Annotated in this window: 27 protein-coding genes and 1 tRNA gene; 11 read left to right on the top strand and 17 right to left on the bottom strand. The window is 57.9% G+C overall.

The features are described 5' to 3' along the window. Positions 1-44: 44 nt before the first annotated feature. Positions 45-2,174 (bottom strand): amidohydrolase family protein, encoded by a 2,130-nt coding sequence (locus J7416_RS19940; RefSeq protein WP_209227251.1) that lies wholly within the window; start codon positions 2,172-2,174, stop codon positions 45-47. Positions 2,175-2,293: 119 nt separating this feature from the next. Here J7416_RS19940 and J7416_RS19945 point away from each other — a divergent pair, with 119 nt between their 5' ends. Then, entirely contained in the window at positions 2,294-3,157 is an 864-nt protein-coding gene (locus tag J7416_RS19945; RefSeq protein ID WP_247744389.1) for a hypothetical protein, read from the top strand. Here the strand turns inward: J7416_RS19945 and J7416_RS22860 are convergent. The 6 genes from J7416_RS22860 to J7416_RS19975 form a co-directional block, all read right to left on the bottom strand. Further along, positions 3,154-4,320, bottom strand: a complete 1,167-nt coding sequence (locus J7416_RS22860; protein WP_209227253.1) for an adenylate/guanylate cyclase domain-containing protein — start codon at positions 4,318-4,320, stop codon at positions 3,154-3,156. The two genes, J7416_RS19945 and J7416_RS22860, sit on opposite strands and share 4 nt — an antisense overlap. A gap of 88 nt (positions 4,321-4,408) precedes the next feature. After that, positions 4,409-5,011, bottom strand: a complete 603-nt coding sequence (locus J7416_RS19955; RefSeq protein WP_209227255.1) for an NAD(P)H-dependent oxidoreductase — start codon at positions 5,009-5,011, stop codon at positions 4,409-4,411. Next, entirely contained in the window at positions 5,008-5,400 is a 393-nt protein-coding gene (locus J7416_RS19960; protein ID WP_209227257.1) for a nuclear transport factor 2 family protein, read from the bottom strand. Before J7416_RS19960 ends, J7416_RS19955 begins: the two co-directional genes overlap by 4 nt. An 18-nt stretch (positions 5,401-5,418) precedes the next feature. Continuing rightward, positions 5,419-5,961, bottom strand: a complete 543-nt coding sequence (locus J7416_RS19965; RefSeq protein ID WP_209227259.1) for a nuclear transport factor 2 family protein — start codon at positions 5,959-5,961, stop codon at positions 5,419-5,421. 37 nt (positions 5,962-5,998) lie between these two features. Further along, positions 5,999-6,493: a nuclear transport factor 2 family protein gene (locus J7416_RS19970; protein ID WP_209227261.1), complete on the bottom strand. Its 495-nt coding sequence runs from the start codon at positions 6,491-6,493 to the stop codon at positions 5,999-6,001. Between the two features lie 11 nt (positions 6,494-6,504). Next, a complete protein-coding gene (locus J7416_RS19975) occupies positions 6,505-7,419 on the bottom strand; it encodes a CocE/NonD family hydrolase (protein WP_209227263.1) in 915 nt (304 codons plus the stop codon). 132 nt (positions 7,420-7,551) lie between these two features. Here J7416_RS19975 and J7416_RS19980 point away from each other — a divergent pair, with 132 nt between their 5' ends. Beyond that, positions 7,552-8,439 carry a LysR family transcriptional regulator gene (locus J7416_RS19980; RefSeq protein WP_209227265.1) on the top strand — a complete coding sequence of 296 codons (888 nt, stop codon included), beginning with the start codon at positions 7,552-7,554 and terminating at the stop codon, positions 8,437-8,439. 11 nt (positions 8,440-8,450) lie between these two features. Here J7416_RS19980 and J7416_RS19985 read toward each other — a convergent pair whose 3' ends face one another. Continuing rightward, positions 8,451-8,666 carry a hypothetical protein gene (locus J7416_RS19985; protein WP_209227267.1) on the bottom strand — a complete coding sequence of 72 codons (216 nt, stop codon included), beginning with the start codon at positions 8,664-8,666 and terminating at the stop codon, positions 8,451-8,453. 247 nt (positions 8,667-8,913) lie between these two features. Between J7416_RS19985 and J7416_RS19990 the strand changes: the two genes are divergently transcribed. Continuing rightward, entirely contained in the window at positions 8,914-9,843 is a 930-nt protein-coding gene (locus J7416_RS19990; RefSeq protein WP_209227269.1) for a hypothetical protein, read from the top strand. 61 nt (positions 9,844-9,904) lie between these two features. On the opposite strand, the gene J7416_RS19995 is transcribed toward J7416_RS19990, so the two are convergent. Next, positions 9,905-10,921, bottom strand: a complete 1,017-nt coding sequence (locus tag J7416_RS19995) for a Fe(3+) ABC transporter substrate-binding protein (RefSeq protein ID WP_209227277.1) — start codon at positions 10,919-10,921, stop codon at positions 9,905-9,907. Between the two features lie 325 nt (positions 10,922-11,246). Between J7416_RS19995 and J7416_RS20000 the strand changes: the two genes are divergently transcribed. Both J7416_RS20000 and J7416_RS20005 read left to right on the top strand, forming a co-directional pair. Next, positions 11,247-12,458, top strand: coding sequence for a GTP-binding protein (locus tag J7416_RS20000; protein ID WP_209227279.1), 1,212 nt, complete (start codon positions 11,247-11,249; stop codon positions 12,456-12,458). Continuing rightward, positions 12,455-13,108: a DUF1826 domain-containing protein gene (locus tag J7416_RS20005; protein ID WP_209227281.1), complete on the top strand. Its 654-nt coding sequence runs from the start codon at positions 12,455-12,457 to the stop codon at positions 13,106-13,108. Before J7416_RS20000 ends, J7416_RS20005 begins: the two co-directional genes overlap by 4 nt. A 90-nt stretch (positions 13,109-13,198) precedes the next feature. Here J7416_RS20005 and ykgO read toward each other — a convergent pair whose 3' ends face one another. After that, on the bottom strand, positions 13,199-13,324 hold the full coding sequence (gene ykgO / locus J7416_RS20010; protein WP_008755722.1) for a type B 50S ribosomal protein L36: 126 nt from the start codon (positions 13,322-13,324) through the stop codon (positions 13,199-13,201). Between the two features lie 90 nt (positions 13,325-13,414). Further along, positions 13,415-13,489 (bottom strand) — tRNA-Val (locus J7416_RS20015). A 149-nt stretch (positions 13,490-13,638) separates the two neighbouring features. Between J7416_RS20015 and J7416_RS20020 the strand changes: the two genes are divergently transcribed. Further along, positions 13,639-14,499, top strand: coding sequence for an N-formylglutamate amidohydrolase (locus J7416_RS20020; protein WP_209227289.1), 861 nt, complete (start codon positions 13,639-13,641; stop codon positions 14,497-14,499). A gap of 2 nt (positions 14,500-14,501) precedes the next feature. Here the strand turns inward: J7416_RS20020 and J7416_RS20025 are convergent, their stop codons facing one another. Further along, positions 14,502-15,755 (bottom strand): DNA polymerase IV, encoded by a 1,254-nt coding sequence (locus J7416_RS20025; RefSeq protein ID WP_209227291.1) that lies wholly within the window; start codon positions 15,753-15,755, stop codon positions 14,502-14,504. A 77-nt stretch (positions 15,756-15,832) separates the two neighbouring features. Here J7416_RS20025 and J7416_RS20030 point away from each other — a divergent pair, with 77 nt between their 5' ends. Continuing rightward, positions 15,833-16,240: an NUDIX hydrolase gene (locus J7416_RS20030; RefSeq protein ID WP_209227293.1), complete on the top strand. Its 408-nt coding sequence runs from the start codon at positions 15,833-15,835 to the stop codon at positions 16,238-16,240. A 307-nt stretch (positions 16,241-16,547) separates the two neighbouring features. On the opposite strand, the gene pyrF is transcribed toward J7416_RS20030, so the two are convergent. After that, complete coding sequence (pyrF, locus tag J7416_RS20035; protein ID WP_209227295.1) at positions 16,548-17,267, bottom strand: orotidine-5'-phosphate decarboxylase; 720 nt, start codon at positions 17,265-17,267, stop codon at positions 16,548-16,550. A gap of 154 nt (positions 17,268-17,421) precedes the next feature. On the opposite strand from pyrF, the gene J7416_RS20040 reads away from it, so the two are divergent. Both J7416_RS20040 and clpB read left to right on the top strand, forming a co-directional pair. Further along, positions 17,422-17,739 carry a hypothetical protein gene (locus J7416_RS20040; RefSeq protein ID WP_209227297.1) on the top strand — a complete coding sequence of 106 codons (318 nt, stop codon included), beginning with the start codon at positions 17,422-17,424 and terminating at the stop codon, positions 17,737-17,739. Between the two features lie 127 nt (positions 17,740-17,866). Beyond that, complete coding sequence (clpB, locus tag J7416_RS20045) at positions 17,867-20,485, top strand: ATP-dependent chaperone ClpB (protein WP_209227299.1); 2,619 nt, start codon at positions 17,867-17,869, stop codon at positions 20,483-20,485. 117 nt (positions 20,486-20,602) lie between these two features. On the opposite strand, the gene J7416_RS20050 is transcribed toward clpB, so the two are convergent. The 3 genes from J7416_RS20050 to J7416_RS20060 form a co-directional block, all read right to left on the bottom strand. After that, a complete protein-coding gene (locus J7416_RS20050) occupies positions 20,603-21,445 on the bottom strand; it encodes a class I SAM-dependent methyltransferase (protein ID WP_209227301.1) in 843 nt (280 codons plus the stop codon). 36 nt (positions 21,446-21,481) lie between these two features. After that, on the bottom strand, positions 21,482-22,297 hold the full coding sequence (locus J7416_RS20055) for a cyclase family protein (protein ID WP_209227303.1): 816 nt from the start codon (positions 22,295-22,297) through the stop codon (positions 21,482-21,484). Positions 22,298-22,543: 246 nt separating this feature from the next. Continuing rightward, positions 22,544-22,735, bottom strand: a complete 192-nt coding sequence (locus tag J7416_RS20060; RefSeq protein WP_209227305.1) for a hypothetical protein — start codon at positions 22,733-22,735, stop codon at positions 22,544-22,546. Positions 22,736-23,084: 349 nt separating this feature from the next. On the opposite strand from J7416_RS20060, the gene msrP reads away from it, so the two are divergent. Both msrP and msrQ read left to right on the top strand, forming a co-directional pair. Further along, a complete protein-coding gene (gene msrP, locus J7416_RS20065) occupies positions 23,085-23,987 on the top strand; it encodes a protein-methionine-sulfoxide reductase catalytic subunit MsrP (RefSeq protein ID WP_209227321.1) in 903 nt (300 codons plus the stop codon). A gap of 4 nt (positions 23,988-23,991) precedes the next feature. Then, complete coding sequence (msrQ, locus tag J7416_RS20070) at positions 23,992-24,606, top strand: protein-methionine-sulfoxide reductase heme-binding subunit MsrQ (RefSeq protein WP_209227307.1); 615 nt, start codon at positions 23,992-23,994, stop codon at positions 24,604-24,606. Between the two features lie 83 nt (positions 24,607-24,689). Here msrQ and J7416_RS20075 read toward each other — a convergent pair. After that, positions 24,690-24,885 (bottom strand): hypothetical protein (locus J7416_RS20075; protein ID WP_209227309.1); only part of this gene is annotated, 196 nt, incomplete at its 5' end.

Consider the following 24,885-nt stretch of genomic DNA (forward strand, 5'->3'; position numbering starts at 1 on the left):
CCCCGGTGCGCCAACCGAACTTGCGATACTGCACCTAAGCTAAGTTAGCCAAGGGCATTCGACACCGCTTGGCAAAGCTTGTCCCGCATCGCAACGTCCGTGGTGCACAGTCCCAGGTCGGAATACGCGCGAGACATCATGAGGCGCATCCGGGCGCGCTGGTCCAAACCCTTTTGTAAGGACTGTGGGATACGGCCCGGAGCAGAGGTTGGCGACAGATCTGCACGCTCTCGGCGCAGATACTCCCAAGCGTCAATTTCACTGCCGTCATCAAGGACGCAAATGCCCTGAGTTGCCCCGCTTGCATCCTTGCGAATTTCGTAGCGCCCGCCTTGGTCGATGCAGAACTCAGCGGCCGGGTTTGCAATTGTTGTGCCTTCGGCCGTTTCGACGGGTTGTAGCCTGCCTTCAAGGACCGTTCCCCAGATTGGAATCTTGTCGAACTGGTCGACGGCTACGTTATATGGGTCCTCTTCCAGGATCGTGAAATTGGCCAGTTTGCCCGGTGTGATTGATCCGATCTCATCCTCCAGCTGGATTGTATAGGCCGAGTCGATGGTGATCGCCCTGAGCGCAGTATCGACGCTCACCCGTTGATCTGGCCCGACAACGTCACCCTCCAGTGTTCTTCTGTTCAGCGCCGAGGATGCAAGTTGCAGGGGTTTCGCAGGGGCCATCGGCATATCGGAATGGAAGGACATGGGAACGCCAAGAGCTTCGACTTCGCCAAGCGGCACCATCCGGGCGTTGCGCTCGGGTCCGATACCGATGTCCCCGTAGCGCCCCGCAAGTGCAGTTACATAATATGGGTTGGCGCTGACCATTGCACCCAACCGCGCCGCGCGCTCTATCTGATCCGGGGCCGCGAAGCCAAAGTGAACAAGAACCGTGCGATGGTCATAACGCGGGTTCCGACGCAAAGCTGTCTCAAGGTTGTCGAGCAGCACGTCCATACCGGCGTCACCATTGTTGTGAATGTGAATTTGCCATCCCGCATCCCAGAAGGTCTGAAACGCATAGGTGAATACATCCGGGTCAATGATCCACGCGCCTTCGTGCCCGTCTGTATATCCATCGCGCATCTGCATAAGCTGGCTATAGATGGCACCATCAGTGAACAGTTTGATCTGTTTCTGCAGGTACCGGGTGCGACCCGTGCCCCAATCATAGACCGACTCGGCCATTTCAATCGCAGCTTCGGGATCGTCCAGATTAGGCAAAACAAAGGATTTTCCATCGCCAATAAAGTAGTGATTGAACGGCGTTGCGTCCGATGAATAGACCGCATTGACCGCATCTTGCAGAGCCTTTGAAAAGAACCCGCCCGGTTCGCAGGCCGTCGTCACTCCGCCTCTGTGGTAGTAGTCGATCGAGTATTCCAGCCCGGCTTTCATCCGCTCGGGCGTTGCGATTGCCGGCGCGATCAGGTCCAGCAGCGCCATGCCTCCCTGTTCATAGAAATGCCCGTTCTCCAGACTGCCTTGCGCCGCAGCACTTGGTGAGAGTGTGGCAAACCATTCCTCATCAACACCGAATAACTCCATGACCCTGGAGTTCAAAAAGAATTCGTGACACGAACGATGCCAGACTATTGCCGGAAAGTCGGGTGCAAGTTCGTCCAGGATCGCGCGGCTCATGTCGCCATGCATGTAATGGTGATAGCCCCAGGTCACGAACGTCTCGTTGGCATCGTCGTGTGCTGCAAGGGCCGCCAGCAGACGTTCGCGATACCCGTCGGGGTCCCGGACTTGTGCAGAGAATCCTTCTTCGGCGTCCCAGGGTTCGATGGAAATGACATGGGTTGTCATGGTCAGTGCCGCCAGAACGGGATGAACGTGTTGTTCGACAAACCCCGGCAGGATCACCTTGTCGGCAAAGGTTTCATCCACGCGAAATGGCTGATCGCCGACAAGCGCATCAATTTCGGCCCGGCTGCCGACTGCTGCAATCCGGTCCCCGACGACCGCGACAGCCTCGGCGCGTGGGGCATCAGTATCCATCGTAACGATCGAGCGTGCGGGAAAAACGGTGACTTCCGGCAGCGCAAAGGTTCCTCCGGCAATGTCTTGCAGATTGGTCGTGCTTGCCCAGACAGGTTTGGACGGAACAAACAGCGCTGCTGATGAGGCGCCGGAAAAAAGGCGAAGCAAGGTGCGGCGAGTTACGTTTGGCATGACAAGTCCTCCAAATCGGCGAGCAATCAATTGCAAGTAGATGAATGAAATTATGCATACGCTAACATCGGTTCCCCGTTATCGCGAATAAAATCCACGAAGGTTCTTTTGGGTTTTCGATGAAATTGCCTGCATCATGGGTCAGCTATCGTTCAGGCTTTGAGTTGACCGAAAGTGAACATGGCCCATTTACTGTGACCATGGGGGTATCGGAAATGTTTGCAAAAGCCAGCCTGGCCGCGATTTGTGCGCTATGCAGCCCGGCCGCCGCCCTGGAGCTGCGCGAAACTGGTCGTTATGAGTTAAACCGGCCAGCTAGCCTGGACTACGATCCAACGTTCTGCGGACTGTGGATCGCGAATGAAGGGCCAGAGGCCGTGCTTGTCACGTTGCAGGGGGACGAGCTGCGCCGGATCTCCAGCGACCTGTACCGGATCAAGGCGATCGCCATCGAAGGGGATCACCTGTTGGTGGGTGACGGGTTGGGCAGCCTGCAGCGGGTCTCAAAGGATGGTACTCCGTTGGGTGTCCCGTTCACGCTGGAAGGCGGGTTCGCGGATACAGAAGGCATCGCCATCAATTCCACGGGGCAGATCGTTACCGTCGAGGATGACCCCGAACGGCTGTCCTGGTTCGATGCCGAGGGCAACCTGACGACTCGTCTGGATACGATGCAGCTGTCGCCACCCCTGAGCGAAGCGCAGGGTATCGCGATTGATCCGCGCACAGGTCACATGCTGATCGTCGATGATTGGGAAGGGACCAACAGCTTGTATGAGTTTACAGCGGATGGCCAGTTGCTTGCCCAGCAAAGCCTGCTCGAGTTCGGCACAGACCCTGAAGGAATTGCCATTCGGCCCGGATCAAACCAGCTCTTCGTGGCCTTCGACGGGGGCGCAAAGATCGTGACCTTTGACTACACGCCAACTTTGCCGGAAGGGGCACCTCCGCTGCCACCGGGTGCAGACTGCATGATGTTTTAGGCGGGTGCCCCGGTCGGTCTGAACACCTCGATCCCCTGTGGCAGACCGCGTACGGAATGATGGCCAAGGGACTGGACCGCCGCGTCCAAATGACTGGCAACATTCGCGGTGATCAGCGTGGTCTCACCCAGATCTTTACACAGGCCTTGCACGCGGCTTGCGACATTCACGGCCTGGCCGACCACCGTAAAATCCAACCGGTCGGGACTGCCGATATTGCCAAAAGTGACCTGACCAAAATCTATGCCAATCACAAATTCAATCGGTTCACGCCCGGTTTTGGCGCTCGCCTGATTGTAGTCTTCAAGGTTGGCGAGGGATTGCTGGGCAGCGGCTACAGCGGCCCGACAGCTCGTTTTAGCACTGCCTTCGTTTTCGAAAATTGCCAGAATTCCATCGCCCATGAATTTCAGGACGTCGCCGCCGGCCTGTTGAATGGGGGTCACGACCATTTCGAAATAGTCGCCCATCATGTCCAGCAACTGAGTCTCGGGCCAAGCCTCGGATTTGGCAGTAAAGCCACGAAGATCGGCAAACAGGATGGCGGCGGATACGGATTTATGTTCGCCGCGTTTGATATGGCCCTGGCCGATTTCTTCTGCGGGACCATGACCCAAATAGGTTTGCAACAGGCTTTTCTGCGAATGACGCATCGCGATGGGTTCCAGCGCCGCCGCCAGTGCAAAGCGTGAGTCTTCCAGATAGCCGATGTCCCTATCCGAAAACCCCGCTTCGGCGTTGGACGTATAGCTGGTGCCCTGAACCGAGCCGTTGCCGTGCTCTAGCGGGATCGCCAGAAAATCAGTTGCTCCGGCCTCGGCCAGTTCGGCGTAAACCGAATGCTCTACCGCAAAGTCCAACCCCAACAATCGTTTGCGCAGTGGGCGGCGATTGGTGACGATGTATTCAAACGGGCTGCCATGCCAGGCGCTTGTCGACAGGACCGTCGTCGCCACGGTGTAGCGGCGTGTTTCGTCCGGGGTCCAGATGATCCCCCAGGCGCTGAGCAGCGGGTTCGAGTAGTTCTGCGCAATCCGCGCCCGTGCCAGCGGAACGCCCAGCTGCACCAGACCCTCGCAATATCCTTTGACGATCGCGATTTCGTCGCCCAGCAAACGCCCTTCGGAAATCAGCCATCGGTTCAGGTCATCAATCTCGGACACGGGGCGTTCTCGCATTTGGTGGACGGAGCTTCATTCTACATATCATTCGCTCCGAAAGAACCCGCGCTGAACGCGGGTACGCCTGGTGTCAGCTGACGGCCGCTGCCTTGGTCGGGTCTTCCTCAAGCTGTTTCAGCAGCCGCGCTTGCTTGACCTTGGGGTCCAGGTCGGGGTCCGTTAGATGGGCCAGCATGTCTGGTACCGAGGCTTCGATCTGGTCCTCAGTGGCCAGCGCCATTCCGTGGGACACGAAAGGGCGCAGATAGGTCATGCCCGCCAGATTGGCGGTTTGCTGGAATGGCTTCAGAAACTCGGCCATCGAGTAGTTGTTGTAGCCACCTGCGTGATAGCTGTGTTCCGGGCCACCGGTCGACACGAGGATCAGGAACTCACGCCCTTTCAGTCGGTCTCCGCCGGGGCCATAAGCAAAGCCATAGTTCAGCACTTGATCCATCCAGGCTTTCATCACCGGCGGGGCAGAGTACCAATAGAACGGGAACTGGAACACGATGCGGTCATGGGCCAGCAACAGCGCTTGTTCGGCCTCGACATCAAAGCGCAACTCGGGGCCGCCGATTGCGGTCAGGTCGCGGGTGGTGACATCCGTTGCGTCAGAGAGCGCGTCGAACCACGCCTTATTGATGCGCGACGCGTTCAGGTTGGGGTGCGCTGTAAGAACAAGGGTTTTCATGAATCTGTCTCTTGCAGGAGTTTCGCGGAGTATGAGGTGATCAGCGGGCGACCATCAGGCCGAGTGTCAAACCGCCAGTTTTCCCGCACATGGGCTTCGATGGTTTCGCCAGTGGTCATTCTGGCGCGGAATAGAACTTCGAACTGTGCCGTGTCGGGTGTGACCTGAATGTTGCTGACGTGATGCTCGGTCGGGCGCTGAAGGGTGTCCAACACACCAGCGTACCATGCGCGCACCCGGTTATGCCCGGACAGAGCAGGGTCAGTATCGGGCATGTCCCAGTCCACATCCGGGTGGAGGTCTGGCAGGAACGCCTCGATCGGATCCAGGCGGTCGAACCGGGCAAACCAGTCCGCGATAAAGGCGCGGATTTGGGTTTCGTTGCTCATAGGGATTGAACCTCCGGCTTACTGGCTGGCGGCCTTCACGCGCTCGGCTGCAAGCGCGGGCAGGTTTTCGTTGCCCAACTGCGCCCGCAGATTTGCGCGCATAAAGGTGATCTTCCAGCCATCATCGGTTTTGGCCAGCTCATGCCGGTAGTCGCCGATAAAGACCCAGGTATTCTCGCCTTCATTCTCCAAGATATGCGTGGCGTAGATGTTCGCGGTCGTGGTCGCAGTGTCACCAGTGATGCTGACGCTCTCCGTTCCCATCAGGTGATGAGTGCGGTCATACCCGGGTAGAACAGTCTGCCAGGCCGCGACGATTTCGGCGGGCAGTAGGGTTGGAAGGTCGGCTGATGTGCCAGCCGAGGCATTGGCGTAGGAGGTGTAGTCCAGCACCGCACCGTCGGGGTGGAACTGCGCGGCCACCATGTCCCAATCGCCTTGATCCGCATAGTACCCAACATTGTTGATCGCGTTCAGAACCCGTTGTTCGTCAGAGATTTCAGCCAGTGCAGCGGTGGAAGTGCCCGCAAGCGCAAGTACAGCAGTCAGAAGGGATTTCATCGGTCAGTCTCCGTCAGGTCAGGGTGAATTGGGTGGGTTACTTGGCCAGACGCTCGGGCACCGGGGCCAGATCGTATTGCGACCAAAAGAACGTGTTGGCCGCGTCCTGATCGGCGGAAAGGTTCGTGGCCTCGACGATCTTGCCGTCCTCGATCCGGTAGACCAGCGCCCAGGTTGTATCGACGTTCGGCTTGCCTTCGGCGTTGGACCAGCCGCGGTGGATATCGACCACATGCGTCTCATCCGCGCCGAAATAGATAGGATCAGCCTTGAAATTGGCGGCCCCCAGCTGAGCGAAGAATGCGAGCACTTCGTCAAGGCCATTCTTTGTGCCGGACAGGGGATGACGGCCTGGAATGTGCCATTTGACGTTTTCGTCCATCACGGCGGCGATGCCGTCCAGATCGTTTGCGCCATAAGCAGCAAAGAAATCCTGTACGACTTTGATGTTGTCTTCGGGGGATGCGGCCATCGCGATATCTCCGGTAACGAGTGCGGCGGTAAGGGCCGCGGCTTTGGTCAGAGTGTTCATCTTGTGTCCTTTCAGGCGTTCAGGAAGTCGGCCACAGCGTCCGAGGCTGTGGTCACGGCGTCCTTGCGGTCGTAGAAATCGAACTGGGTGACGTCATCGCCCAACCAAAGTTTTTCCAAAGGCGCTTTGGTGCGGGCCTCATATGCGGCGGCACCTGCGGGCAGGGCGATTGAGGGTGATCCAACCATCAGCATCGGCTTGGTCAACCGATCTGCGCTGGTTTGTGCATCATAGGTCAGCCAGGGTTTCCATGACGCGACCGAGAACTTGTTGTCATAGGCCGGGATCAGACCACGATCTTCCTCGGTGTAGTAAGGGGCTTGGTACATGACCGCGTTTTCGTCCGTGGTGCTGGCCCCCAGCAGAACGGTGTCCGCAGCATCGCCAGCCTCGGAGGCGGCGATCAGGCTGGCGGCCATCTCGGGCCCGCCATAGATGCCTTCGGCCATCGCGGCATCATGCAGCCATGGGGCCACCAGCGCGACTTTTTGCAAGTTCGCGTCATCTGCCACAGCACCGGCCATGTAACCGGACGAGGCGCACACGCCCAAACCCGAGACACGATTGCTGTCGACCTCGTCCAGCGAGGTCAGAAATGCGGCGGCTGCGTGAATGTCGGCGGTCTTGACGGTCGGATCTTCGACATAGCGGGGGGTTCCTTCGCTTTCGCCCCAGCCGGTGAAATCAAAAGCCAGCGCTGCAAAGCCGCGGGCTGCCAGTTCACGGGCATAGGTGCCGGGCATCTGTTCTTTCACCGTGGTCCAGGCTCCGGTCACGATAACTGCAGGAAGCGCGCCAGATGCGCCCTCGGGTGTGTACAATGTGCCCTTCAGTGCATTGCCGTTACTGTCGAACGTGACTTCCCGTTCGACAACGCCGTTGAGTGCGGGCGTGTTTTGCAGAGTGATACGGGTCGGTTGGGTCATGGCGCGTTCATCCTCTTGATCAGTCTGAGCTGTGATGAGGGCAATTTAAGCGCTGTACAGATTCAAGATAATCTCCCTGTTTTGCACTTCTTTCATGTATAGTATCGATCAATCGTTTCAGCCGGAGTTGCCATGCGCCTGCCCCTCGCCACGCTTGAGATCTTTACCGCGATTGCGCGACACGGCTCGCTGCGCGCCGCCGCTGATGCGCTGGACATCAAGCCGTCGACGGTCAGCCATCAGCTTAAAGCGTTGGAAGATCAACTGGGCACAGCTCTGTTCATCCGCACCACCCGATCAATCAGCCTGACCGAGGCCGGGCGCGCGCTGATCCGGGGTGCTGGTCCTGCCTTTGAGCAACTGTCCGAGGCAGTCGAAAGTGCACGCAGCACCGGGCACGCCGCACGCGGGACATTGAAACTGGCGATGCCCGAATTCGCCTATCACCTGTTCGTAGCCCCAAGGTTGGAGAGCTTTTGTGCCGCCTATCCCGAGATCGAGCTGGAGCTGTCGTTGACGGATGCGCTGTCCGATATTTTGGGCGAGGAATTGCATGCCGGCTTCCGGCTGGGGGGCCGCATCGCGCAGGATATGGTCGCGGTGCGGGTCACGCCGCCGTTGAAACTTGCTGTGGTCGCCAGCCCGGGCTATCTGGAGATCCATGGATCACCAAGCCAGCCGCGCGATCTGCTGGATCACAATTGCATTCGCTACAGATTTCAGTCTGCAGGCCGCATCGCGCCGTGGGAGTTTCAAGGCAAAGACGGTGCTTATTCCGTCGATGTGCAAGGCAATCTGATCACCAATACCCTACCGTCTTCAGTCGATCTGGCCAAAAAGGGCTTGGGGTTGGCGTATACCTTCCGGGACTATCTGACAGATGAGATCGCCGCAGGCACATTGACCCCGCTATTGGAAAAGCATCTGGGTACGACGTCTGGAATCTTTTTGTACTTCCCGCGTGAGTACAGAACAATGATGCCTCTGAAACTGTTCCGAGAGCACCTGACGGGGACTTAACGACCTTTGCTTCAGGGCCGCATTTTGCGGCTGAGCAAACCGTATTTCATGGCCCACGACCGAAACGACCGCCGCCTTGGCTTTTGCGCCTTTACAGCGTGCTTCTCAGGCACGCCGCCTTTCCGGTTGAACTCGAACACGTCAATGACCCGCTCGGCGCAGCCGCAGGCTTCGCCCATGCCGACCTTGGCAAAATAGAACTTCTCGAACCGTTCCTGAGATTTCATGGCGGACCTCCTGCTTCGATTGAACCGTCTTTGGCGGCGCATGCCAAATCACATTCCGGTATAATTGCAGAAAATCCGCAGCGAACAGAGTGTTCCAAAAATACCCCGCTTTGGGATTCGTGGCCCCAGCGCTGTGGTTTTAGTTTTTTGGAAACCAAGACTAAGCTAGCATTTTTTTAAAAAGCGAATGCGTGCATTAAAACTGTACGCGTTGAGGCCGGGCATCTTCGACAGGCGAATTGACGAAGTGAAAAGACTTGTTGCGTACACATCGATGTTGGTTTGCGGCTTCGCTTCGCTTTCCGAAGCACAGGACCTTGATCCCGACGCGTCAGAAGCCGCCGCCCGCGCGGCCTTGGCCGTCCTTAGCGTTGCGGCCACACCAAACGAAACCTTGTCGTCGCTGTCCTTTCTCAGCGCGTCGGGTAACGCATCAAACCTGCGTTATACTCAGCTGCGCGGCGGGTTCAAACCACTGGACAATGGTCTCTACCTGGAAGGCCTGATTGCGTATCAGAACTATAACCCGGTTTTGATTTTCCCCGAGATTGCGTCGGACTCAGAAGTGGATGTGACCTGGTCCAGCCTTGCGGCCACCGTTGGTGTCGGGTGGGAGCAACTGATCGGCAATGACTGGTACATCCGCCCGGCGGTCCATTTGTCGCTTGGGCATGTCACCACCGATGCGGTGTTTTCCAACTTTCCGCTGTTTCCCGGTCGCGCGGGGGACTCCAGCGTTGTTGATGGGAACCTCTATGCCTTTGGCGCTGGCGGATCCCTCAGCATTTTTCGCGAGGCGCAGTTTGGCCGTTGGGAAGCCGAGTTTCGGTTGCGTCAGTCGTTTCTGGAATTCTACCCGATCAACGAACCGCAGGCGGATGACGCGCGGGCCAATTCCAACCAAACCACGCTGTTTTCGCGCTATCGCTATCCGCTTGATAACGTGAAGCTGCTGGGGCGTCCGTCCAAGCTGGTTCTGGATGGTGGGGTCGTGCTTTACCACGGTGACAGCGCGATGGTTCTTGATACGGATTGGCTGGCCACAGCCGGCATCGGGATCGAGGTTGATACGACAAGGATTGGGATTCCTGCGGTTCAGGCGGGGCGTATCATGCTGAACGGTATCGTGGCGGATTCGTTTTCAGGCTTTTCCGTCGGGTTCGGTATCCGGTTCTAGGCCGGACAAGAAAAGGGCGCAGTAACGCTGCGCCCTTAATACTGCTCTGGGTTTTCGGGAATTACTTCCAGCCGACTTCGTTAAAGATCTTTTGGGCCTCGGGCAGGTTCTTGGCGACATCGGACAGGCTGATTTCATCTGCCTTGAACTCGCCCAAAGTTTTGACCGACTCGGCCAGTTCCACACCTGCAACGGCTGGGAATTCGTCGTTACCGGCCGAAAAATACTGTTGTGCGCTGTCGCTTGCCAGATACTCTAGGAACAGTACGGCGTTTTCCTTATTCGGAGCGTTGGCCGCGACACCTGCGCCTGACAGGTTCATGTGCGCACCATAGCTGTCCTGGTTCGGGAAGACCCATCCGATCGACTCGATATCAGCCGAAACGCCTTTGACGTCTTTGCGGATCGCGCGGGCAAAGTAGTAGGTGTTCGACACGGCAATGTCGCACTCCCCCGAGACGACGCCACGCAGCTGGTCGGTGTCACCGCCTTGCGGTTCGCGGGCCATGTTGTCCACGATGCCCTGTGCCCAAGCCTTTGCGGCCTCGGGACCTTCATGGGTGATGATCGATGCCAACAGGGTCTGGTTATAGGTGTTGCTGGACGAGCGGATGCAGATCTGACCCTTGTATTCCGGCTTGGCCAGATCGGCGTAAGTGGCGGGCGGGTTGGCGACGTTTTCCTTGTCGAAGAAGATGATGCGGCCGCGCTGCGAGAAGCCGAACCACTGATCGTCGCTGTCTTGCAGGTTGGCAGGGATACGCTCTTCCAGAACGGCGCTGTCAACGGATTGCAGGATGCCTGCATCCTTGGCGCGTTCCAGGCGCGAGGTGTCGACGGTCAGCAGAATGTCGGCGGGCGAGTTCGCGCCCTCGGCTTCCATCCGCGCGATCAGTTCGTCGGCTTTGCCTTCGATGCGGTTGATGGTGATGCCGGTGGCCTTTTCGAAATCGGTATAGAGGTTTTCGTCGGTGTCGTAGTGGCGCGAGGAATAGAGGTTCAATTCCCCCTCGGCGGCGGCAGAAGTGGCGATCAGAGCTGTCAGAGCAGCGGCAACGCAGGTCGAGGATTTCAGCATCGTGGTTCCCAGTAATGAAAGATGTGGCGGTTCATAATCCGACTGAAATTGTCAATTAAACGATTCTCAGGGAGAAGCAAGAAATTCCGACAAAATTAGTTGGTCAAAACGTCGCTGTCGTTTTGGGCAACATGAAAGGCTGAAAACGCTGGGGATTTTGACCGACCCACGCAAGTTGGCAGACCCATGCGGGACCTCGATCCAAAATTCGGACCACTTGCAAAGTCATAGTCGGGCGCTGGGCACGGGATTAGCGGCTTGACGCCATGTAATAACATAACGATAACTGAGACCCAGCGTCCCAACATCACATAGGTAATGCTCAATGACTGATACCCGCCTTCCTGTCACTGTCCTGTCCGGTTTCCTTGGGGCGGGCAAGACCACCCTGCTGAATCGTGTGCTCAATAATCGTGACGGACGCCGGGTTGCCGTGATCGTCAATGATATGTCCGAGGTCAACATCGACGCCGATTTGGTGCGCGCCGATACAGAACTCTCGCGGACCGACGAAACCCTGGTCGAGATGTCCAACGGTTGCATTTGCTGCACGTTGCGCGATGACTTGTTGGACGAAGTTCGGCGACTGGCTGGCGAGGGGCGGTTCGACTACTTGTTGATTGAATCGACCGGAATCTCGGAGCCGCTGCCCGTTGCCGCCACCTTTGATTTCCGCGACGAACTGGGCGAAAGCCTCGCGGATGTCTCGCGCCTGGACACGATGGTGACCGTGGTCGATGCGGTGAACCTGTTGGAGGATTTCTCAAGCCACGACTTTCTGGCAGACCGTGGGGAGACACTTGGCGAAGAGGATGAGCGTACGCTGGTGCATCTGCTGACCGATCAGATCGAGTTCGCCGATGTAGTGATCCTAAACAAAGTCGCGGACGCCGGGCCTGAACGTGTGGACGCCGCGCGGAAAATCATTCGCAGCCTGAACGCCGATGCGCGGATTATCGAAACGAACCATTCGGACGTTGCGGCTGAAGAAATCCTTGATACCGGCCTCTTCGACTTTGAGAAGGCGCATGAACATCCGATGTGGGCCAAAGAGCTTTACGGGTTTGCCGATCACGTCCCGGAAACCGAAGAATACGGCGTCACCAGCTATGTCTATCGGGCGCGGCAACCATTTGTGCCCGAAAAAATCCTGACGATTCTGAACGGTGACCTGCCTGGCGTCATTCGCGCAAAAGGGCATTTCTGGATCGCAACCCGCCCTGATTGGGTGGCCGAGTTCTCGCTTGCCGGGGCGCTGTCCTCGGTCAAACCATTGGGCACATGGTGGGCGACAGTGCCGGAAGAGCGTCGGCCGGACCACGAAAGCGCAAAGGCCTATATTCAAGCCCATTGGCAAGAGCCCTGGGGCGACCGGCGGCAAGAGATTGTGTTTATCGGCAGCGGCATTGATTGGCCGACACTCAAAGCCCGGCTTGATGCGGCGCTATTGCCCGCCGTTGTCGCAAGCCGCCCTGATGATCTGCCCGATTTGCCTGATCCCTTCCCGGTCTGGCGTCGGACGGAGGCCGCAGCATGACCCTGGTCCGTGAGATCGTCAAAGACGCGGCCATTGGCGTCGGCGTCGCGGAAACTCCCGAAGGGTTGTCGTCGATCCACAACCCCGGTTGCGCCGCTGCAATCTGGCGCCGCGACCCCTTGCCCAGTTTTCAGTCCTGGATAGACAGCTTGGATCCCCAACAGTTGCCCAAGGCGCGCGTGATCCTGCGGCCAGAGGCGGTGCGCAACGCAGTTGTTGAGCTGTGCGAGGCTTCCGGTACTCCATCCGGGCCGGAGCGTGATCGGTTGGTGGATGACGTGGCGGCGCTGGCCACGGTGTTCGCAGATTTGATGCAGTCGAAATGGTTGCGGCTGCGATTGGACGTTGTGGTAACAAATGCCTGCCGCAGGTTCCACATCGATGCGGTAACGTCGCGCCTTGTGTGCACATACCGCGGGACAGGGACTCAGTACGGCATCTCGACCGATGGTTCCGATCCTAACCGTGTGTTCACCGTGCCCACTGGGTCCCCTGTCGTGTTGCGGGGTACGCTATGGCCGGAAAATCCGAAATCGGGGCTTTTGCACCGTTCTCCACCGATCGAAGGCACGGGTGAAACCCGCCTTCTGCTTGTCCTTGATCCCGTGGCGGACCCGGAAAATGAGCCAGATCATATGTTCGCACACTAGATACTTCAGGGCCTTGGTCGAGGGTCACCTTCGGCCAACAAAAAAACCGCGCTGAAAAGCGCGGTTTTTTCTATTCGGTTTGTGCAGTTCTTAGCCCTGGCGAGCTTTGAACTTGCGCTGCGTCTTGTTGATCACGTAGACGCGGCCTTTGCGACGCACAATCCGGCAGTCGCGGTGCCGGTTTTTGAGCGAGCGGAGCGAGTTCTTGACCTTCATGGGTCTGTCTCCAATCTGCGGCGCCTTCATCAAAGACGTGGCCAGCGCCTGGGTTAGCGGGTGCCCCGGAATTCCGGAACAGTGAAACGATGGTGGGCGGTACAAGGATCGAACTTGTGACCCCTTCGATGTCAACGAAGTGCTCTACCGCTGAGCTAACCGCCCACGTAACCTTTGCGTTGTCCTGCCCCATAACGAAATGGGGCGCGGAACCCCGCGCCGGTAGCGGGGTCTATAAAAGGAGTCGCAGAGGGGTTCAAGGGGTTTGGTAGAACTATTTTCCGGTCTATGTTCAATGCGAACAAGGAGTCGCCATGAAGAACGCTGCTTACGTATTGGATATGCCCGCCAAGCGCACGTCTTGCGTGGTGTTTTCCTCTCCGCATAGTGGCCGGAACTACCCCGAGGCGATGCTGAACCGCACGGTTTTGAACCAAAAGGTGATTCGTTCATCAGAAGACGCTTTTGTTGATCAGTTGTTTGGATCGGCAGTTGATTTCGGCGCACCACTGATCGCCGCGACCAAGCCACGGGCTTATCTGGACCTGAACCGCAGCGCCGAAGAACTGGACCCCGCGTTGATTCAGGGTGCACGCCGTCATGGACATAACCCGCGTGTAGCGTCCGGGCTGGGGGTGATCCCCAGGGTCGTTGCCAATGGGCGAGCGATCTATCGCGGGAAACTCACCATGGATGAAGCCCGCCTGCGTATTGATACCTGCTGGCGGCCATATCATGCGCGGTTGAAATCCCTGCTGTCCGAATCCCACGACACCTTTGGTCAGGCGATTCTGATTGATTGCCACTCGATGCCGCACGAGGCGGTTTCCATGGTCAGCACGGCCAAGTCGCAGCGACCACAGATTGTTTTGGGCGACAGATTCGGGGCATCCGCTTCGGCTGTGATCGTGGATCGGATTGAGGATGCCTTTGCCTCGGCGGGCCTGGTGGTCGCGCGCAACACGCCATTTGCAGGCGCTTACGTAACGCAGACCTATGGACGGCCCGGTCGAAACCAGCACGCCATCCAGATTGAGATCGACCGCTCGCTCTATATGGATGAGGTCAGAATCTCACCGAACGACAACTTTGCGGCGTTTCAGGACGTATTGCGGACAGTCATCCGGGACATCTCGCGCATTGGCAGTGACCCCTTGCGTCTGGCGGCCGAGTAGGATCAGCGCAGCGCGCGCCCTTTTACAATGGCATCCGTTCCAAACCGGCGTCTGATTTCGTCTGTGGCGCGCTCGGCCTGTGACCGTCGGGCCGCGCCGGGGTCCAGCAGGTCGCCCGAGATGTCCGCCTGATCCTCGGGGCACAGGTCGGAAATTCCGCAACCCAACAACCGATAGGGCCCCTTGTCGCCGACCTGATCAAACAGCCCGCGCGCGGTGCGATAGATGCGATCTGCGATCTGTGTGGCATCCCGCAGCGAAACGCGTCTCGTGATGATCTTGTGATTAGCCTGCTTCAGTTTCAGCGTCACAACCCGACCTGCCAGCCCTTTGGCCTTGGCGCGATCCGCGACCTTTTCGGACATGCGCCACAGGTGGCCGTCCAAAATATCCAGACTGGCCGTGTCTTCGAAAAACGTGGTTTCGTTGCTGATTGATTTCATCGGCTCGTGCGATGAAACACGCCGCTTGTCCTGTCCCCGCGCCAGGTGCCACAGCCGATATCCCATCGAGCCAAAACGTGCGGTCAGTGCCTCCTGATCCCAGCGCAGCAGATCCGAAAAGGTACGAATGCCCGCGCGATCCAACGACTCCTGCGCGGCAGGTCCGATCCCCCAGATCAGGCGCACCGGCTTGTCATTCAGAAACGCTGCCGTTTCCGCCTTTCCGATCACCGAAAACCCGCGTGGCTTGTCCAGGTCCGACGCGACCTTGGCCAGAAACTTGTTGTGCGACAGGCCGATGGAACCGGTCACGCCCAGCTCGTCCTTCATCCGTTTCACCAGCCGTGCCAACATGACCGCAGGCGCTGCGCCGTGTAGGCGTTGGGTGCCGGACAAGTCCATAAAGGCTTCGTCCAGTGACAGCGGTTCGATCACCGGTGTCAATTCGTCCATCATCTTGCGGATCTCGCGTGAGACTTCGGCATAGACCGACATGCGCGGTTTGATGACAACGGCGTCCGGACACAGTTGCAGCGCCTTGAACATTGGCATGGCCGAGCGCACCCCGCGAATGCGCGCCACGTAGCACGCAGTCGAGACCACGCCTCTTTTCCCGCCCCCGATGATCACCGGTTTGTCTGCCAATTCGGGATTGTCCCGCTTTTCGACCGAGGCGTAAAACGCGTCGCAATCCATGTGGGCGATGGACAGGTCGAACAGTTCATCATGCGTCTTGATCCGCGGGCTGCCACAAGAGGGGCATCGCGCCTCATGTTCAAATGTAGAATAGCAGTCGCGGCATAAAGCGGGCATCAGACGTTTTTCTCAGTTTATGCGCTTTGAGGTGTTGGCTAAAACTATCTTGTCGAGACACAAAGAGAAAGCGGTTCATGCAGTTCACGGGGGCAAAGGTCGCGCTGTTTCTTGGGGCGGATTTGCTGGTAATCCAAAGGGACGACAAGAAGGATATTCCGTTTCCGAACCATTTCGATTTTCCCGGCGGTGGCCGCGAAGGGGCCGAGACGCCTTTGCAATGTGTCACCCGGGAAACCTTTGAAGAGGTCGGATTACGTCTGGGCGAAGCTGATTTCGTTTGGTCGCGTCAATATGAGCAAAACTGGTTTTTCGTGGCCCACAGACCGCCCAGCGATACCCGCCTGATACGTTTTGGCGACGAGGGGCAGGGCTGGCGTTTGATGTCCCCCGATACGTGTCTGAACAACCCTCTGGCTGTGCCCAACTTTGCGATCCGCCTTCGTCAATACCTGACCGAGGCCAGACCAGCTTTTGACGTTTAGCTCTTTCTGAAGAAGACCCCCCGCGATTGGCGGGGGGAGGTGACGGACCTCAGGAAGAGATGGTCCGCGGGGAGTATCACATCCCCAGATTCGCCTAAAATCCTTGAATTAGATAGGATCGAGGTCACACAACGGAAACTCGCATGTTTCATGTGTGTTTTCGGGCACAGGGGCGATTTGGCGCGGATTTGACAAAAAGTGACGTAAGGTCAACTGCTTGGGTCACATACAACCCCAAATTCTACCCGCGCCGGCACGCCCTCCCGATTTCAAGTCCTATAAATCCACGCAGCTGGCAGCCGGGTATTTAACCCCTGTTCGGCGTTTTTGCCTGGGGTGACGCCAGCTCGGACAGGATCGCTTCGGCAGCGATCTTCGGGTCTTCGGCCTGATAGATTGGTCGGCCCACAACGATATGGTCCACGCCATCAGCAACCGCATTGGCAGGGGTAGCGACCCGTTTCTGATCGCCCAATTCTGCCCCTGCCGGGCGGACGCCGGGGGTAACGATCAGGCGGCCCTCGGCCTGGTGCAGGGCGCGGATCAGGGCGGCTTCTTGTGGGCTTGCGATCACACCATCTGCGCCGGCCTCAAGCGCGCGGGCCGCACGTTCGACCACCAGATCCTGCACATCACCTTCTTTCAACAGGCTCGCATCCAGATCGTCGCGGTTCAGCGAGGTCAGGATGGTTACCGCCAAAATCTTGAGGTCTTTGCCCGAGGAACCCTCTTTTGCAGCGCGCACCACATGTGGGTCACCATGCACGGTCAGGAAATCCAGATCAAACTGGGCCAGACCGCGCACCGCGTTTTCGACCGTGTTGCCAATGTCGAACAGCTTCATGTCCAGAAAGATGCGCTTGCCGTGATCCTGCTTTAGCTCATTGGCCAGCGCCAGACCGCCCCCTGTCAGCATGCCCAACCCGATCTTGTAAAAGGAAACGCTGTCGCCCAACCGCTCGGCCATGGCCAGCCCCTGCAGGGCGTTGGGGACATCGAGGGCTACGATCAGGCGATCATCGGACATGGTGCGCGCTCCGCTTTTTGGCAAACGTCCGCGTCCTAGCGGGTTAAGGGCCACATGTCCATGCGGGACGGGCGGGTGATCAAGATCAAACATCCGGGGACAGGCTGTGATATGCTGCCTAACATTCATCAAAGCATTTGCGAAAGGCAGGACAATGAAACACTGGGTCGGTTTGGGCATTCTGATTCTGGCCGCATGTCAGGATATGCCGCTTGAAAGTGAGGCCGCAGATGTGACGGTGGCTTCGCCGACGAATGATGACCTTCGGCTTGTTCGCGGATATCGGTCCACTGACGACGACTGTCAGCTGACAGGAGAAACCGCGTTTACGGTCAATTTTCTGGATGATGCGGCGGACCTCGTCTCCTGTCCGACCGGCAGTGACGCGGCACAATCCTTGGTGGCGATGTATGCCGCGCGCGAGGTCGCCCAGACGGGTGGATACACTGTCTTTACAGTGCCTCGACGATAGGCCGAAAACAAAGGGCCAGCCCCTTGAACGGGCGAAGTTATTTCCCAAATTGAATGTGAGGCCCAGACCGGAGCGTGCCGCCAAGCGGGCGCATCACATTCAGGGCGCTTAAGAAAAGGAGAATAACATGGACTTAAACAAGTTCACCGAGCGGGCACGGGGATTCGTGCAGGCGGCGCAGACGATTGCGCTGCGCGAAGGGCACCAGCGACTGTTGCCCGAACATATTCTAAAAGCATTGATGGATGACGATCAGGGGCTGGCCAGCAACCTGATCACACGCGCGGGCGGCGCGCCGAACCGGGTGGTTGAGGCGCTGGACGCCGCATTGGGCAAAATCCCGAAAGTCAGTGGTGACGCGAGCCAGATCTATATGGACGGTCAGACCGCCAAGGTTCTGGACGAAGCCGCCAAGATTGCCACAAAGGCAGGCGACAGCTTTGTACCGGTTGAACGCGTGCTGATGGCGCTGTGCATGGTGAAATCCAAAGCCAAGGACGCTTTGGAGGCTGGAGCTGTATCTGCTCAGAAACTGAACGAAGCGATCAACGACATTCGTAAAGGCCGCACAGCTGACAGTGCGTCGGCGGAAGAGGGGTATGACGCGCTCAAGAAGTATGCGCGCGACCTGACCGAGGCCGCGGCCGAGGGCAAGATCGACCCGATCATCGGACGGGACGAGGAAATCCGCCGCTCGATGCAGGTTCTGTCGCGCCGCACCAAGAACAACCCGGTTCTGATCGGTGAACCCGGCGTCGGTAAAACCGCGATTGCCGAGGGCATGGCCCTGCGCATTGTGAACGGCGACGTGCCGGAATCGCTGAAGGACAAGAAGCTGCTGGCGCTCGACATGGGCGCGCTGATTGCCGGTGCGAAATACCGCGGTGAATTCGAAGAACGCCTCAAGGCCGTTCTGACCGAGGTCACCGAGGCCGCTGGTGAAATCATCCTGTTCATCGACGAGATGCACACGCTGGTCGGCGCGGGTAAATCCGACGGCGCGATGGATGCCGCCAACCTGATCAAGCCTGCGCTTGCACGGGGTGAGCTGCATTGTATCGGCGCGACCACTTTGGATGAGTATCGCAAATACGTCGAAAAAGACGCAGCCCTTGCCCGCCGGTTCCAGCCTGTTGTTGTGGCTGAACCGACCGTCGAGGATACGATCAGCATCCTGCGCGGCATCAAGGAAAAGTACGAGCTGCACCACGGCGTGCGCATCTCGGACTCGGCGCTGGTGTCGGCGGCGACGCTGTCGCATCGCTATATAACCGACCGCTTCCTGCCCGACAAAGCCATCGACCTGGTCGATGAGGCGGCATCGCGCTTGCGGATGGAGGTGGACTCCAAGCCTGAGGAACTCGACCAACTGGATCGCCAGATTCTGCAGATGCAGATCGAGGAAGAGGCGTTGAAGCTTGAGGACGACGCGGCGTCTAAGGATCGTCTGGAAACCTTGCAAAAGGATCTGGCCGACCTGCAGGAGAAATCCGCTCAGATGACCGCCCAATGGCAGGCCGAACGCGACAAGCTGGCAGGAGCACGCGATCTGAAAGAACAGCTCGACAAAGCGCGGGCCGATCTGGAGATCGCCAAGCGTGAAGGCAACCTCGCCAAGGCGGGTGAGTTGTCTTACGGCGTCATCCCCGAGCTTGAGAAAAAACTGACCGAGGCTGAAAACGCCGAAAGCAACGCCATGATGGCCGAGGAAACGGTGCGTCCGGAACAGATCGCATCCGTGGTCGAACGCTGGACCGGTATCCCGACCTCTAAAATGCTGGAAGGTGAGCGCGAGAAGCTGCTGCGGATGGAAGACGATCTGCATTCCCGCGTGATCGGTCAGGATGCGGCAGTGACAGCCGTGGCCAATGCCGTACGCCGTGCTCGGGCGGGCTTGAACGATGAGAACCGCCCGCTGGGCTCGTTCCTGTTCCTTGGGCCGACCGGCGTGGGTAAGACCGAACTGACCAAGGCCGTGGCGAACTTCCTGTTCGACGACGACAACGCGATGGTGCGCATCGACATGTCCGAGTTCATGGAGAAACACGCGGTCGCCCGTCTGATCGGTGCCCCTCCTGGCTATGTCGGCTATGACGAAGGCGGTGTACTGACTGAAGCCGTGCGGCGCCGACCCTATCAGGTCGTGCTGTTCGATGAGGTCGAAAAGGCACACCCGGATGTGTTCAACGTCCTGTTGCAGGTTCTGGATGACGGCGTGCTGACCGACGGTCAGGGCCGCACTGTGGACTTCAAGCAGACGCTGATCATCTTGACGTCGAACCTTGGGTCTCAGGCACTCAGCCAACTGCCCGAAGGTGCGGACAGCGCACAGGCGCGGCGGGATGTGATGGATGCGGTCCGGGCGCATTTCCGGCCCGAGTTCTTGAACCGTCTGGACGAGACCATCATCTTTGACCGGCTCAAGCGGGCCGATATGGATGGCATCGTCGATATCCAGATGGCGCGTCTGCAAAAACGTCTGGCCGCCCGCAAGATCGAGCTGGCTTTGGATGATGGGGCCAAGGAATGGCTGGCCAACGAAGGCTATGACCCGGTCTTTGGCGCGCGTCCGCTCAAGCGCGTGATCCAGCGTGCCTTGCAGAACCCGCTGGCCGAGGCGCTGCTTGCCGGTGAGATCAAGGACGGTGAGACCGTCCCTGTGACCGCTGGCTCAGATGGTCTGATTATCGGCGACCGGCTGGGGACGTCAGAACGGCCTCGCCCGGATGATGCCGTCGTGCACTAAACCAGAGCCGTGCCCAAAAAGGCCCACCAGTGCGGTGGGTCTTTTTCTGACTGTATAAAACAGCTGAACGAGTCCTGACGCCTTGCGCCAATTGATCGGACAGTTGCAAGCAACAGATCAGGGTTTCGGCATTTGGCGGTCTTTCCTGACCAAAACACGCTTTGCACCGCCTCTTGCAGCATCGACCAACGTGGAAACCTGTCCAATAGTTCCCAAGAATTTCGTTCCCTCCTGCGCTCTCCGAGTCCTCAGATCGAGTATGATCGTCCCATTTTCGGAGACCGAATTCCGAAAAAAATCTTCGTAGGTCTGCGCAGGGTAATGGAATCCGCAAGAAATAAAGCTCATTGCCAAGTCAATGGACCCAACCGCAGACAGATCGTCCGTTCCTGGGTTGAGGCACGTGATATCGTCATTGTCGACACCGTTCTGTGTCAGAAAAGAGCGTGCGACCGACAAACTGGAATAGGCCGCGCCGGTTTCACCATACCCGAAATGGCGTTCCTCAGTTTCTTCCAGATCAATGAGCGTCAAATGGCAATTGTGGTCTCTCCACAAAAAAAGATCGAATATTGCGTACCCGCACCCGATGTCGGCGACGGATTTTGGTTGTGCATGTTCTATGGCGCCTTGGATTTCCTGATATTCCAGAAAAATGATTGCAGCAGCACGTTTTGCCAGTTGATCGCCGTGCTCACGTACCAGTGACATTGCTGGCTCGGGATCACCCGCAGCCCATGCTCGAACGACTCTGCCAGATCGCGGCTGATCAAAAATGATCTCGGATCTTTGCATGATCAGATTTACAAGGTCTTCTTTTGAAAACGCATCAAACGAAAGCTCTGCCACAGAGGGCAGAGCCGTAGCTTCCATCATTTGTTCAGTTGAAATCATAAAGAGTTGCCAATCCAGACCCGGAACAGAGTTTCGGTCGGAAGATGAGTCAAATCCGTTCCGCATGCAACCGTCGCACCCGGTAACCTGGATTGGTCGTTCCTATACCATAGCAAATATACGCGCCGGGCCGCCTGTGCCACCTTTGTGCTTGGGTGCCCCAACGACCAGAGTTGCGCCTGCAGCAGGTACGCTGTCCAACCCCGCGATGTTTTCGATCCCGAACCGGCCGGTTGGCAGCCATGCATAATGCGTCGCGAAGTCGGTTGAGATGCCATGGTCGAGTGACAGCGTATCCGACGCAATCGAGCGTGCGCCTGTCTCTTCGATCAACATCATTGCGGCCTCAGGGTGGAAACCGGGATAATGCTGGGCCTGACCATCAAAGCCGCGATATTCCTCGCCGTCGGCTTTGGCGGCCCAGCCGGAATACAAAGCAACGCAGGCACCGTCCGGGATGTCGCCATGTGTGGACATCCATGCCCTGAGGTCATCCGGTGTCAGCAATGTATCGGCGTCTTCGGCGGCGCGGGCGGCAATGTCGACCACGCAGAGCGGAGCAACCAGATCCGAAACCGGGATTTCATCAACCGATGCGCCATCTGCAGAAAAGTGCAAAGGCGCGTCGATATGGGTTCCCGTGTGTTCGTTCACGGTCAAGCGCTGCAGGTTGAAACCGTGTTCGCCGAAATTGAACACCTCCTCCGAGGCGTAACCGGGTTCGCCGAGATAGGTTGGGAAATCGGGGCTGATCGTGTGGGTCATATCCTCGACCTTGCTGTGCCCGGCGGCCAGAGCGACCGGCGCGCTGGCCCCGGTTGCAGCAACCGCAACGCCCGAGGCGGCAGCAGCTTTGAAGAACCCTCTTCTCGACAGCATCCGGTCTTTGACCGCGTTCATCACACAGATGTCACACATTCGTCTTCTCCCTTCAGTCTGGCCCGGCAATCGGGTGAGCGATGGACCCAAGGGCCAGCCGTCGGGTCCTGTGAAACAGACTGCATGCGGGGGTAAGCGCTTGTAAAGGCTGGTGGACTGGATGAGCGACCTTGACCGGGTCATAGCCCATCAACAAGGCGTGATCATCTGCACCGCGGTTCGGGTGCCCAAAATAGCAAAGAGCCCACCGAAGGGCGGGCTCTGCAAGGATATGGTTCAGCCGGTTTACGCGCCGCTTGGCAGGGCATTCAAATCCTGCGCGGTGGACTTTGTCAGCTGGTTTTCCTCGCCAAGCTCTTTGCAGGTGACGGGGTAAGTCGCGTTCGCGTCGCAACCCGAAATCGGGTAGGTCTGTTTTTGACCACATGCTGCAACAATGAGGATCAGAGAGATCCCGGCGACAAGTTTCAGTTTCATGTGATGTCCTTTCTGATCCAAATTTCCGAGATCCGGGGCGCGACCCGCATGGCCAAGTTTCTTTGGCCCAACAGCCCGCCCTTTCTCGCGAAGAATGCCTTGCAGGGGTTGCGGTTTCTTTGATCAAAATCAATAATTTAAGTGACGTTGGGTCAGGCGTTCGCACCGGCGTCTCAGGTTTGTGGCTTCCCGCACGTCCGCGCCTGTATGTCTGCACAAAGACGGACTTACGGCCGCAGGGGTTGGGAATCGTTACAGTCTCTTCTCCCAAACGTGACGCATGTTGCCTTGGCGCTGTGCTATCAGCGGGCTAACTGAAACCTAAGTGAATCTTACCAAGGAGACATTCATGGCGCATCGCTGGACCAATACACTGACACATGCCGATGTCACGCCGCGGGCGGCGTTTCTGAACCGGCGGCAGGTGATGGCTGGCCTGGCAGGTGTCGGATTGGCGGGACTGGCCAGACCGGCGGCGGCGCAAGAAGCTCTTGAGCCTAACACCTGGGAAGAGATCACCTCGTACAACAATTTCTACGAATTCGGCACGCGCAAAGATGATCCCGCGAAATACGCGCATACACTGGTTACAGAACCTTGGAGTGTGACCATCGACGGCATGGTCGATAAGCCAGGCGAGTATGACTTCAAGGACATCATGTCCGAGATGACGGTAGAAGAACGCATCTACCGCTTTCGCTGCGTCGAAGCCTGGTCGATGGTTATTCCGTGGAACGGGTTCGAATTGGCCGACTTGTTGAACATGGCCGGGGTACAAGAGGGCGCGAAGTACGTGGCCTTCCAAACCGCCTACCGTCCCGATGAGATGCCGGGCGTTCAGTTCCCGATTCTGGAGTGGCCCTACCGCGAGGGTCTGCGTCTGGATGAGGCGATGCACCCGCTGACGATTATGGCGACCGGTATCTACGGCAAACCGATCCCGAACCAGAATGGAGCACCGCTGCGTCTGGTGGTGCCATGGAAGTACGGCTTCAAATCGATCAAGTCGATTGTCCGTATCACACTGACGGATGTCGAGCCGCCGACCAGCTGGAATATGTCAGCCCCGCGTGAATACGGCTTCTATAGTAATGTGAACCCGAACGTGGATCACCCGCGTTGGTCTCAGGCCTCGGAACGGCAGGTCGGTGGCGGCTTGTTCGCCAAACGCATCCCGACGCTGATGTTCAATGGCTACGAAGAAGAGGTCGCCGGGCTTTACGAAGGTATGGACCTGACGAAGTTCTACTGACGCCATGCAAAAGCTGAACCAGATCATCCGCCGCATTCCTGTCTGGTTGGTTTACCTGCTGGGGGCGCTTCCGGCCCCCTGGCTGTTCTACCAGGGTTTGACTGGTGGTCTGGGCGTTGACCCGATCGAGGCGCTAGAGCATCGGTATGGCGAGCTGGCACTGCAGCTATTGATTGTCGTGCTGGCGATTTCACCATTGCGGAATTTTATTGGGTTGAACCTGATCAAGTTCCGCCGTGCGCTGGGCGTGCTGACCTTCACCTATGTTGCACTGCATCTTCTGGTGTGGCTGGTTCTGGATGTGCAGATACCCAGCCAGATCTGGGCGGATATCGTCAAGCGACCGTATGTTACAGTCGGGATGGCAGCATTTCTCCTGATGATCCCATTGGCGATCACATCAAACAATCTGTCCGTACGCAAATTGGGTCCACGCTGGCGCAGTTTGCAGCGACTGGTCTTTCCTGCCGCCATTCTGGGAGGGCTACACTATGTCATGCTCGCCAAAGGGTTTCAGATTGAACCGCTCGTCTATCTGTCACTGATCATTGGCCTGCTGTTACTGCGGGTTCCGGTTTCCGGCCTGCTGACTCGGTTCCGCTCCGCCGATTCCGCCTGACTCGGAGCCGAGTCTGTGGGTAAGCATGTGCAAAACGCCGGATTCGGTGCCAAGGACTTGGGGTCTGCGTGCTTCGGCGAAGTTTAGTGTTCGCTAATATATTGTTTTAATGAAGAAAAACATGTTTGTTCTGTTTTTTTCAAGTTTAGCGAATTTTTCGGTTGCGGAGGATGTTTGTTATACTTAGAACCCCCTTCACCGGCGCTGCTGAGGCGGTGCTGACGGGTCGGAGAGACGGCCTGACGGACTGGAAAGACGGTTGAGACGCTCGGGAGAGAC

The organism is Ruegeria sp. R14_0, from assembly GCF_017743975.1.
In the GTDB taxonomy this organism is placed as follows: Bacteria; Pseudomonadota; Alphaproteobacteria; order Rhodobacterales; family Rhodobacteraceae; genus Ruegeria.

Excerpts from the sequence above, each read along its gene's own strand:
- J7416_RS19940 (WP_209227251.1), bottom strand. The coding sequence starts at position 2,174 with ATGCCAAACGTAACTCGCCGCACCTTGCTTCGCCTTTTTTCCGGCGCC.
- J7416_RS19945 (WP_247744389.1), top strand. The coding sequence starts at position 2,294 with ATGAAATTGCCTGCATCATGGGTCAGCTATCGTTCAGGCTTTGAGTTG.
- J7416_RS19955 (WP_209227255.1), bottom strand. The coding sequence starts at position 5,011 with ATGAAAACCCTTGTTCTTACAGCGCACCCCAACCTGAACGCGTCGCGC.
- J7416_RS19960 (WP_209227257.1), bottom strand. The coding sequence starts at position 5,400 with ATGAGCAACGAAACCCAAATCCGCGCCTTTATCGCGGACTGGTTTGCC.
- J7416_RS19965 (WP_209227259.1), bottom strand. The coding sequence starts at position 5,961 with ATGAAATCCCTTCTGACTGCTGTACTTGCGCTTGCGGGCACTTCCACC.
- J7416_RS19970 (WP_209227261.1), bottom strand. The coding sequence starts at position 6,493 with ATGAACACTCTGACCAAAGCCGCGGCCCTTACCGCCGCACTCGTTACC.
- J7416_RS19975 (WP_209227263.1), bottom strand. The coding sequence starts at position 7,419 with ATGACCCAACCGACCCGTATCACTCTGCAAAACACGCCCGCACTCAAC.
- J7416_RS19980 (WP_209227265.1), top strand. The coding sequence starts at position 7,552 with ATGCGCCTGCCCCTCGCCACGCTTGAGATCTTTACCGCGATTGCGCGA.
- J7416_RS19985 (WP_209227267.1), bottom strand. The coding sequence starts at position 8,666 with ATGAAATCTCAGGAACGGTTCGAGAAGTTCTATTTTGCCAAGGTCGGC.
- J7416_RS19995 (WP_209227277.1), bottom strand. The coding sequence starts at position 10,921 with ATGCTGAAATCCTCGACCTGCGTTGCCGCTGCTCTGACAGCTCTGATC.
- J7416_RS20000 (WP_209227279.1), top strand. The coding sequence starts at position 11,247 with ATGACTGATACCCGCCTTCCTGTCACTGTCCTGTCCGGTTTCCTTGGG.
- J7416_RS20005 (WP_209227281.1), top strand. The coding sequence starts at position 12,455 with ATGACCCTGGTCCGTGAGATCGTCAAAGACGCGGCCATTGGCGTCGGC.
- ykgO (WP_008755722.1), bottom strand. The coding sequence starts at position 13,324 with ATGAAGGTCAAGAACTCGCTCCGCTCGCTCAAAAACCGGCACCGCGAC.
- J7416_RS20020 (WP_209227289.1), top strand. The coding sequence starts at position 13,639 with ATGAAGAACGCTGCTTACGTATTGGATATGCCCGCCAAGCGCACGTCT.
- J7416_RS20025 (WP_209227291.1), bottom strand. The coding sequence starts at position 15,755 with ATGCCCGCTTTATGCCGCGACTGCTATTCTACATTTGAACATGAGGCG.
- J7416_RS20030 (WP_209227293.1), top strand. The coding sequence starts at position 15,833 with ATGCAGTTCACGGGGGCAAAGGTCGCGCTGTTTCTTGGGGCGGATTTG.
- pyrF (WP_209227295.1), bottom strand. The coding sequence starts at position 17,267 with ATGTCCGATGATCGCCTGATCGTAGCCCTCGATGTCCCCAACGCCCTG.
- J7416_RS20040 (WP_209227297.1), top strand. The coding sequence starts at position 17,422 with ATGAAACACTGGGTCGGTTTGGGCATTCTGATTCTGGCCGCATGTCAG.
- clpB (WP_209227299.1), top strand. The coding sequence starts at position 17,867 with ATGGACTTAAACAAGTTCACCGAGCGGGCACGGGGATTCGTGCAGGCG.
- J7416_RS20050 (WP_209227301.1), bottom strand. The coding sequence starts at position 21,445 with ATGCGGAACGGATTTGACTCATCTTCCGACCGAAACTCTGTTCCGGGT.
- J7416_RS20055 (WP_209227303.1), bottom strand. The coding sequence starts at position 22,297 with ATGTGTGACATCTGTGTGATGAACGCGGTCAAAGACCGGATGCTGTCG.
- J7416_RS20060 (WP_209227305.1), bottom strand. The coding sequence starts at position 22,735 with ATGAAACTGAAACTTGTCGCCGGGATCTCTCTGATCCTCATTGTTGCA.
- msrP (WP_209227321.1), top strand. The coding sequence starts at position 23,085 with ATGGCGCATCGCTGGACCAATACACTGACACATGCCGATGTCACGCCG.
- msrQ (WP_209227307.1), top strand. The coding sequence starts at position 23,992 with ATGCAAAAGCTGAACCAGATCATCCGCCGCATTCCTGTCTGGTTGGTT.